This window comes from Rhodopirellula sp. J20-39 (assembly GCF_057365095.1).
Map to the genome: position 1 here is coordinate 714452 of NZ_CP195123.1, position 9138 is coordinate 723589.

Consider the following 9138-nt stretch of genomic DNA (forward strand, 5'->3'; position numbering starts at 1 on the left):
CTTTTAACAATGTAGTATCTGGATTTATCATGCCAACGGACGGCACCGCGATACAGACTCTCTTTTCACCGCAGGCCTCGCTGCGCCGTCGTTGTCGTGTCCAGGTTGCACGCCAGCGGCGTTACCTTTATGGATTGTGCTTGGCGACCATGTGCTTGTCATGGAATCCCGTCGTCGGCTGGGCTGATGACTCGAATTCCGTTGGTTACGTCGGAGATCAATTACCCGTTGCTGTCGCCGCCAGTCCGGCATCCAGCCCTGAATTGGTGAGTCGCGAAGTCGCACCCAGTATCGATGGAACTGCAATTGGGGACGTGCTCAAACTGGATGCCGCGGAATCGACTGCGACGTCGCAGTCGTCTTCTCAGGTGCAAGAGTTGCCATCGCCACTTCTAAGTCTGCATCCCGAAGAATCGCAAACGACCCAAGTTGATGAAGGACAGTTGCATGCGGAACAAATACAGGTCGGGCGATTGCACACGGGGCTGGTACAGCCCGACGCTCCCGCTTCGGAACTGATCTCGCATGCGTTGGATCAACGTGGCAGCATCACGTTCCGTAAGACGTCGCTTCAGGAAGTGGTCTTTTTGCTTTCCAACTTGTGGAAAATCAATATCGTTGCCGGCGAGAAAGTCACGGGTACGGTTTCAGGCGTTTTCAATGATGCACCGCTGCGGGATGTCTTATCGGCGATCTTGACGTCATCTGGTTACGGTTACACCGCAGCGGGGAACAGTTTGGTGGTGTTGCCCCAGGACGAAGTGGGAACCAGCAATCCAGAGTTTCGTTCGCGGACGATTCCGTTCAATATATCGGATGAGGCGCAGCGAACCTCAACGCTGGAAGCCGCCAAGATGCTGTTGAGCGATCGTGGCCGCATCCAGGCGTTTGGTCCTAGCAGCGTTTTGGTGATCGATACCCCCGAGCGAATTGATTTGGTCGAAGACATGTTCGTCAGCAGTGGTGTTGGCGGACGTCGGCCGGATGGAAGTGGAGTGGGTAGCACTAATGTCAGCGGGCTTTGGGCTCCGCTACGCATTGTCTACTTCACGCCGCAGTACACCGAAGCGTCTGAGATGGCAGAATCGCTTTCCAGGGCATTAGGTAGTTCGACTGGCGGTGCCGGGGGCGGATCCGGCGGCGAATCTAACGCGGCTGGTAGCGGACCGATTGTGGCCGTTTACAAGGAAGAGAATCGCATCATGATCAAGGGAACGCCGGACGAGCTATCGCTCGCGTCCGAAGCGTTCCAGCAACTCGATGTGCCGCGAGCTCAAGTTCGTATCACCGCCATGATCTATGACGTTGGTCTGAAAGAGCTCGAAGAGTTGGGTGTCGATTGGTCTCGGAACTTTCGGTTGAATACCGTCGATGGTACTCCGCTTTCAGAGTTCGCCGGAACGGTATCCGATGCGGTTGGTTTTACGTCGGGCGGACCCACTACGGCGGCGTCGATCGGGTTGCGAACACTTAGCGACAACTTCGATGCGAGTGCGTTTCTGAAAGCGTTGGATTCAACCACCGAAGCCAAACTGTTGGCTGACCCTTCAATCACGACGGCTGATCGTCGGGAAGCGTCCATCAAGATCGTTCAACAGATTCCGATCATTGCTGCCACCCCGGCGACGGAGACCAGTGTTGTCTATGCTCAGGTTGAATTTCGCGACGCTGGTATCATTTTAAGGGTAACGCCCCGCATCAGTCACGATCAGACGATCGAGATGAAAGTTCAGCCCGAATACAGCGTGGTGACCAGCTACATCAACGATAATCCGGTCATCGATAGTCGTACCGCCGAAACTACGGTCCGGGTTAAGAACGGAACCATGTTTGTCCTGGGTGGGCTGCGGCAAAAGACGTTGACCGAAACGGTTGGAGGCGTGCCATGGTTCCGCGACATCAAGTACGTTGGCAAGTTGTTCCAGAACCATACAACCGAGGTTCGGGAAAGCGAATTGATCGTGTTCTTGCGTCCCGAGTTGATCAGTCCTTGCTATACCGGCAAGCCGCGGGAACAGATCGCAGCACGCGTCTCGAACAATCAGCTTGATGCCATTGCTTACGCGACCTGTTGTCCGTTGTCGCCCGCATGTTGTGATCCAAAGTGCCCCAATCACCATCCGCGTCGTCGTGTCAACGGCGGCAGCCACGAGCTTCGCATGATTGGTGACGATGGGATCACACCGTTCCAACTTGCGTATCCCGATACCATCACCGAAACGGTTCCTGAAGAAACGTTCCTCGATGAGCCGTACCAAATGATTCCGTTGCCCACGACAACGGTTCAGTAAATTCGAGTCAACATGTCACTGCACTTACATTCAACGTCGCTATGAACCAATCCCAACGATCTCTCCGACCATCAGCGTCCATGTTCGTTTGTAGCGTGCTCGTTTGTAGCCTTGCTGGAAGTGGAATAGTGGGTTGTGGGGTGGATGCGGAATCCCTGCAAACGCTCCAGCGGGTATCGCTTCAGCAATCACGGATCACTCAAGGTTTCGATACCTCAGCGAATTCGGAGATCGAATCTAACGATGCTAAGTCAGCCACCTTTCGGCCCACGTTCCCTGATAGGGAAGATCCGTTCCACGTCGATTCCGACGTTGAAGAAGTTGCCGCTCAAACCAGTGGATCGGCACCCATCCAGGTGCTGGGATTTGCTAACCGAGGCAAGCAACAAGCGATCCTTCGAATTGGTGACGAAACCAAGTTTGTCGTTGCGGGCGATCGCGTGGGCACCATCGAAATCGTTAGCATTTCGCCACCACGAGTGCGACTTCGAAATGACAATTTGACATGGGATGCCAGCATGTTCCAGAATCAAACAATCAGTCCCAGTGGTGACCCCACGCGATGATCGGATTGGTTCGCAGTTGGCAGAACCTGAATGGCCAGGCGAATCGTTCCGACTGTGAGATGGACGGTTTCTAGCTGCTCGCTAGAAGTTCACTTCCGTAACCCCGCGAGCGCCGGTGGGTAATTTGCCCGTCACCGTGATTTCGTCGATAGGGTAGCGTCCGGGGACCCAACGCTGGCTACTTTTGGTGGCAAATGCTGCCTGGCGAACCACCAGTTCTTCGCCGATCGCGAGTGGTTTGTCTTGGTACAAGAAGTATTGCCCGTTCAGATTGACGGTCAGATTCGTGATTTCAAAATCGGCTTGGTTTTGAATCACTACCACGTCATCGAGCATCTGTGACGAACCCTGAATCGTAGGCAGCAATCGGCGATCGATCAGAATGTCGACGGGAAGAGCGTGTTCGGACGCCTTGCCGTACAGCACCGCGTAGGCACTCAGCGAGATCAGCGGCAGCAAGCACACCATCGCCAGCGATAGAAAGAGCCCGCGGGAGGATAGCCGTGGTGCCGGAGCAATCGAACGGGGCGGAGCAAAACGAGATTCGTCAGTGTCTGGTCGGTTCATACCGGCATCATAGCGATTGGTCGAGCAAAGCCCATCGGCCTTTGGCTCGTTAATCAGAATGCTTCACCCAGGCCCAAGATCCCGTCGTTTGGAGCTGGACCTCCTCTTGCCGCTGGGTGGCCGCGACCATGATCAGTGGTAACGCGGGGGTACATTGATTGGCGAACTGCGTCGCCTTGTCTTGTCCCATGACGAAAAGTCCCGTCGCCAGTGCGTCGGCATCGATTGCTCGCTCGGTCATCACGCTTAAGGCGAGTAAGTCGCCCGCTGGCTGGCCGGTTCGCGGGTCAATCACGTGCCCGTAACGTTTCCCTTTGTGATGGAAAAACTGTTTTCCGCTGCCGCTGGTCGCTAGGGCCGCGTTGTGTAGCCAGATCCCCGCCAGCCTTCGTGTCGGCTTGGTGGGATGCGAAATCCCGACCATCCAGCCCTGCGGAACGGGAGGCCGCTTCTCGCCGTTCGTATCTGCTGCAACAGCATCGACTTTTTCGTTGGGGAGTTCGACGGGTTGGTCCGCTTCGGGATATTGGTTTCCTGACGCCAGCACGCTGCTTTGTCCGGCGTGGATCAGGAAGTGGGCAATCCCTTGGGACTTCAATTGAGCGGCGACCCAGTCAATCGCGTCGCCTTTGCCGATTCCACCTAGGTTGATTTGCATCCCCGGTCGTTTCAGTTCGACCCGGCAATCCGCGGTGTGCAGGATCATCTGGTCACAGCCTACTTTTTCTTGGGCTGCAGCGATTTCTTCTAGAGTCGGCTTCCGACCACTTCGGGACGTGAAGCCCCAAGCTTCGACCAGTGGGCCGGCGGTGATGTCAAACGCACCCTCGGTTTCGTGGAACAGTTCTTGGGCTCGTACCAGTAACCGGAACGTCGCTGGCGATACTTCTATACCCGGTTTAGGGCCGGCACCAGGATGACCTTCGCCGCTGGAATTCCTAGTCGAGCCCAGTGCGTCAGCCACGTCAGGATGACCCTCCGGGCCGGCTTGGCTTGTCTCGCCCGCGGACCGGTTTCCCGCAGACCGGTTTATTGCGGACCGGTTTATTGCCGACACTTCGCTGGACGGGTCGTAAACCGTTAGCCTTTGTTCGATGGCGTCGACTTGTTCGAGCGTATCTAAAACGACATCGGCCACGGAACGGTGACCAATTCGTTGATGTTCGTCTCGTACCAAAACAACAAAATCGCACGCCATCGCGCGATGTGACAATTCCAACAAGTCTGACACTCCAAAAGGCAAATGAGGATTCGCTGTCGTACTGGCAGTTATTCGCATGGATAGTTAAACTGAGTCAGCCGCCCTGCTAGCTCAACTGGATAGAGCACCTCACTTCTAATGAGGATGTTACAGGTTCGAGTCCTGTGCGGGGTGCTTATCCAATGGTCGCTGAGAGACTAGGGTAGTCTCGGGCGGCCATTTTCTGTCGGAAATCACAGGGTTTTACGCATTTCCCTGTGTTTTACGAGCCCACTGTGTGGGTCGTCTTTTGGTCCGTCGATTGCCCCGAGATGACGCCGGGTGGTCCGGTAGTGTGTCCGGCAACTATCCCAGATCGACGACCCTATCGCCCTACTGCAGCGACTTTGTCATCTCTCCGGTGATACGTGTTAAACCAAGTTCATTATGGGGCGTCGTAACCTGCAGGTAGTGTTTCTCTGCTACCCGCGTTGAATGGCCCAGCCCAGCATTCACCACATAGCCCGTGAACGCATCCCGCAATTCGGTCCGCAGCGTCGATCGGAGATTGGCGAAGATCTTCGGCCATGATGTCAGGCCAGCCGATTTAATGAACCGCAGCATCGACGACCGTAGGTTGCTTTCCTTCGTGTAGATGTTGATGCACTTTATTGGATCCGCGGCTGGATGATTCCGTTGTCCCAGTCCACATTCTCTCAGCGGATCTTCATCACCTCGCGGGGACATCGCATACCGCCAAATCTCGCTAGACAGAAATTCAACACCCAGTTGGGGATCGGGACAGGCCTTAATGACCTTCTTGCTCATTTCTCGCGTCACAAAGAACTGACGTTCCTTGTTCGCCTCCTTTAACATCGTCTTGGCTCGCTTGACGTGCTTGCTGACCGTGGCTGGGGCGAGCCCTGACGCGTCTAACTTGCGTCGCCAGTGGGTAGCGTCAGCCGGGGTGATCTCGCGGACCGGCTTGTTAGCTCCGAAGACTTTGATCAGCAGCTGCATCGCCCAACTGTAGTTCGATCGCGTGCTCGCAGCTAAGCCGGCGATCGAGGTCATGTATTCGTCAAGAAACTCTTGCAGCGTCTCAACCCGGTCTTTGCCGTCCTCGCCTACGTCGTATAGTCCCGCGCGATGCAGCTTCTGACGAACTGAAGGGGCGACCTTGATCAGCCACTGCCGAGTGTTGTCCGGCAGAGCGGTGCCCCATTTCTTGCTGTCGATTAGCTCTTCGATGTGACGCATGCTGTTTCGGTTGATAGTTCAAATAACGAAAATGGAACCGGTGACGTACTGCAACCGCTCTGCATGCGTCGGAAGATCCTCAATAATCTCCATACTCGCACAAACCTGTGTTGCCTCATCGCCCCCAAAGAAGCGAACGGGCACCCCCTACAGCGCACGCCGACTTAAACTGGGTCAACAGACATCGGAACACAAACTAAAAGACCGAATTGGCGGCGCATAATGAGAGAGAGTGACGGTTCCGTTGCAAGCCAACGTAGAGAGAGTGAGCGACTGACCGGCAGCGACCTCGTCGGATGCAGAGCTTTGATGCCATCCACCCCACTCTTCATTTCTTCCACCATTCAGCCAACTTACAGAAAGATGCTAACTCATCATTCGGAAGATCCGATACCCATAAATACTTGGTCTAACTCAATTGGAATGGTTAGATCCAAATCATCGTTCGATATACGATCCGTACGATCAGAGTCCTGAGCCAACAGGTCAATCGTGGGATCAATCTTCTCTGATGAAACATACTCAGGAAGAGCGAGCGGCGAGTGCTGAGCGACAACGTAGTAATCGTCCACATGGGAAGATTTGTTCTGCAATCCTGCCATCCCGGAAGTCTCTGCGGAAGCTACCTGGGTTTGTAGTGCTTCACCATCCGCTTCAGTGAACGCTCGATTGAGTTCATTGATGACTTGTAGGGCATCTAACGAAGTGATCAGTCCGTCATCGGAGGAATCAAACAGGTCGATTCGCGTTTCTTCCGTGGCTCTTGGACGCGAGCGTTGACCAGGCCCATTTCGATTGAGTTCGTTGATGATTAGCAATGCATCAAGTGCCGAGACGTTGCCGTCTAGATTGACGTCAAAAGGGTTTTCCGTGTTGTGATAGGTGGTGGGCATGACGACCAATTCAATTCCACTCGGCGATTGGTACACGTCCAAATAGAGCCGGTCGTCTGCAAAAGTGTTTTCGCTTCCCAAGATCGTATCGAACTGTCCCTGAATGGAGTCCGCAGTGATGATGGTGCGGCGTTCGAAACGCTGCAGACTTCCGGTAGCGGTGTTGTTGCGAATATCTAAAGTCCCCGACGCGAAAAATTCGCCGCTGATTGTCAGACGGTCATTCGCAGGCAAACCGTTGTCTTCCACTTCCACTTCTAAGCGGCTCGTCGGAAGGAACGTGAGATTTCCATCGATTTCAACTTCAGCCGGACTGTTGCCGGGACGGAAGACGCCTGTGACGACGACATTCCCAACGAATGATCCCGCTCCAGAGACCTCGCCATCGATCACGAGTTGCTGGCCGCTACCAACCGGCGGTCCGACGATCATACCTTGATTGACGATCGTTCCTGAGAGGGTTCCGCGTCCTGAAACGGAGCTGCCAAAATCAATTTCGAGACCACCGCCAAAATCGACCGTCCCGTCGCCGGCCGCATCACCGATCGTCAACGTTTCAAAGGATCCGAGGATCATTGGCTGAGTCAGGCGGAGCGTATCCGTGCCGACCTGCAATTCGTTGTTCAACAAACGACGAGGAGGAAAGGAAGTGACGATATTTTCGATTCCAGTGGTATCGATGCTGAGAATCGCATCGCCTTCGGCCAGCGTGATCCGCCGAGTGTCCGAGGTTGAATCGGGCGTCTCGATTTCGATCGTCAAGCCCGCCGTGCCGGAAATCGAAAGTTGATCATTGGCTGATGCTCCCGCGACGATCTGCATCCCACCAGACAAGTTGAGTCCGACACTGCTGTCGAAAATCAAATCAAAGGTTTGATCCAGGTCGTCACGACCAACGATCTCAATCCGCTGCAGCGCCAAAATGTTTCGCGTTTCAAGCAACTCACCCGAATCCGCATCGCGAATTTCGATGAGCGAACCGGAAAGCCGCAATCGGTAGGCTGCGGTGTCACGCGACGAAGTATCCAACCTCAATAGGGCACTGTTCGTGGGAGTCACATTCAGAACCACGCTGCCTTCCGCGGTTCCGCCATTGCCGTCACTGATCGTGTAGGTGAATCGATCGCTCCCCACGAAGTCCGGACGTGGTGTGTAGAGAACGCGACCAGTAGCGATGTCGATCGAAGTTGTCCCGCCGTGAACACTCTGCGTCACCGATGTGACGGTCAGCGTTTCCGCAGGATCGGGAGCAAACGAATCATTCGCCAAGACATCGATGGCAAAATCAACTGTTCCGGAAAGAACGCTGAAGCGATCCGTCTTCGCCGAGGGGTTGTCATTGACCTCGGTCACCGACAACGACGCTGTTAAAGTGGACTCGCCGCCGTCGTCATCGCGTGCGGTCAGCAGGAGCGAGTAGGTTCCACCGCGACGATAGGTATGACTGGAAGTAAATGTGTAAGAGCGGACGCCGTTGTCGACGACGCTCGTCAGGGCAACCGTCTTCTTAGTCCCGTCGCCAAAATCGATGTCCGCCGTGACAGGTTCGGCATCGGTTTCCGTTTGTCGACCATCGAGATCGCGGAAACTGCCAGAGACGGTGACGAACTCATCTTCCGGCACCACTGATGGGACACTAAGCGTCAGTTCACGGGGAGCCGCATTGTTGATGATGACGCTGCGAGTGATCTCGCCCGTGTCTCCGTCTTTGTCGGTCACTGTGACACGAACGTCATACTCGCCGCTATCGGGGAATCGGTGGCTGACGTTTGGCGATGTCGTCACCAATGGCTCCGAACCGTCACCGAACGTCCAGGCGAAATCGAAGGATCGATCATCGCTATCCCGCTCGATTGCGTCGTCTCCCCCCGCAACGTTAGCGGGATCGTCGAAGTGGGCCGTTAGAGAGACCACGTTTCCGTTGTCCGATTCGAGCAGATTGTCGGCGACCGAGATGCCGGTTACGACGGGAGCCAAGTTACTCACTTGGACCGTTAGCGTTGCCAGTTCGCTGGTCAGGAATTCTCCGAAGTTGTTTCCAAACACACTTCCATCGGAAACCAACAATCCAATTTGGTAAACACCGTTGTCCAGCGCAATGAACTCATACGGTGCTTCAAAGCTTTGTTGGATGATACCATCGGGGGCAATCCAGTCCAGGAAAAAGTCCTCATCCTGACCAGGGTCAAAAATGCTCGGGTCGATCGTGAAGGAGGTTCCCTCGGTCGTGAAGATGTCATCACCGAGATCGACCGTCGGTGCTACGTTTTCGATTGTCAAATACTGAGTGACGGACGCACTTGTGTATTCAACACCCGCCACGGTATCGACTACCGACAAGCCGACCGTCAACAGACCCCGCGACCCGGCCGTGAATGAAG

6 protein-coding genes and 1 tRNA gene are annotated in these 9138 nt (G+C 54.9%); 3 read left to right on the plus strand and 4 right to left on the minus strand.

Annotated elements, in window-relative coordinates; all coding sequences use genetic code 11:
• Positions 1–29: 29 nt before the first annotated feature.
• Both ACR3ZL_RS02380 and ACR3ZL_RS02385 read left to right on the plus strand, forming a co-directional pair.
• Entirely contained in the window at positions 30–2291 is a 2262-nt protein-coding gene (locus tag ACR3ZL_RS02380) for a secretin N-terminal domain-containing protein (RefSeq protein ID WP_473649479.1), read from the plus strand.
• Positions 2292–2371: 80 nt separating this feature from the next.
• Complete coding sequence (locus ACR3ZL_RS02385) at positions 2372–2857, plus strand: hypothetical protein (RefSeq protein WP_486173186.1); 486 nt, start codon at positions 2372–2374, stop codon at positions 2855–2857.
• 81 nt (positions 2858–2938) lie between these two features.
• Here ACR3ZL_RS02385 and ACR3ZL_RS02390 read toward each other — a convergent pair whose 3' ends face one another.
• Both ACR3ZL_RS02390 and ACR3ZL_RS02395 read right to left on the minus strand, forming a co-directional pair.
• A complete protein-coding gene (locus ACR3ZL_RS02390) occupies positions 2939–3424 on the minus strand; it encodes a hypothetical protein (protein WP_486173187.1) in 486 nt (161 codons plus the stop codon).
• Positions 3425–3473: 49 nt separating this feature from the next.
• On the minus strand, positions 3474–4703 hold the full coding sequence (locus ACR3ZL_RS02395) for an FAD:protein FMN transferase (protein WP_473649476.1): 1230 nt from the start codon (positions 4701–4703) through the stop codon (positions 3474–3476).
• A gap of 22 nt (positions 4704–4725) precedes the next feature.
• On the opposite strand from ACR3ZL_RS02395, the gene ACR3ZL_RS02400 reads away from it, so the two are divergent.
• A tRNA-Arg gene (locus tag ACR3ZL_RS02400) sits at positions 4726–4799 on the plus strand.
• Positions 4800–4997: 198 nt separating this feature from the next.
• Here ACR3ZL_RS02400 and ACR3ZL_RS02405 read toward each other — a convergent pair.
• Together ACR3ZL_RS02405 and ACR3ZL_RS02410 are read right to left on the minus strand one after the other, a co-directional pair.
• Entirely contained in the window at positions 4998–5864 is an 867-nt protein-coding gene (locus tag ACR3ZL_RS02405; protein WP_473649475.1) for a hypothetical protein, read from the minus strand.
• 374 nt (positions 5865–6238) lie between these two features.
• Complete coding sequence (locus ACR3ZL_RS02410; protein WP_486173562.1) at positions 6239–8743, minus strand: PKD domain-containing protein; 2505 nt, start codon at positions 8741–8743, stop codon at positions 6239–6241.
• Positions 8744–9138 lie beyond the last annotated feature (395 nt).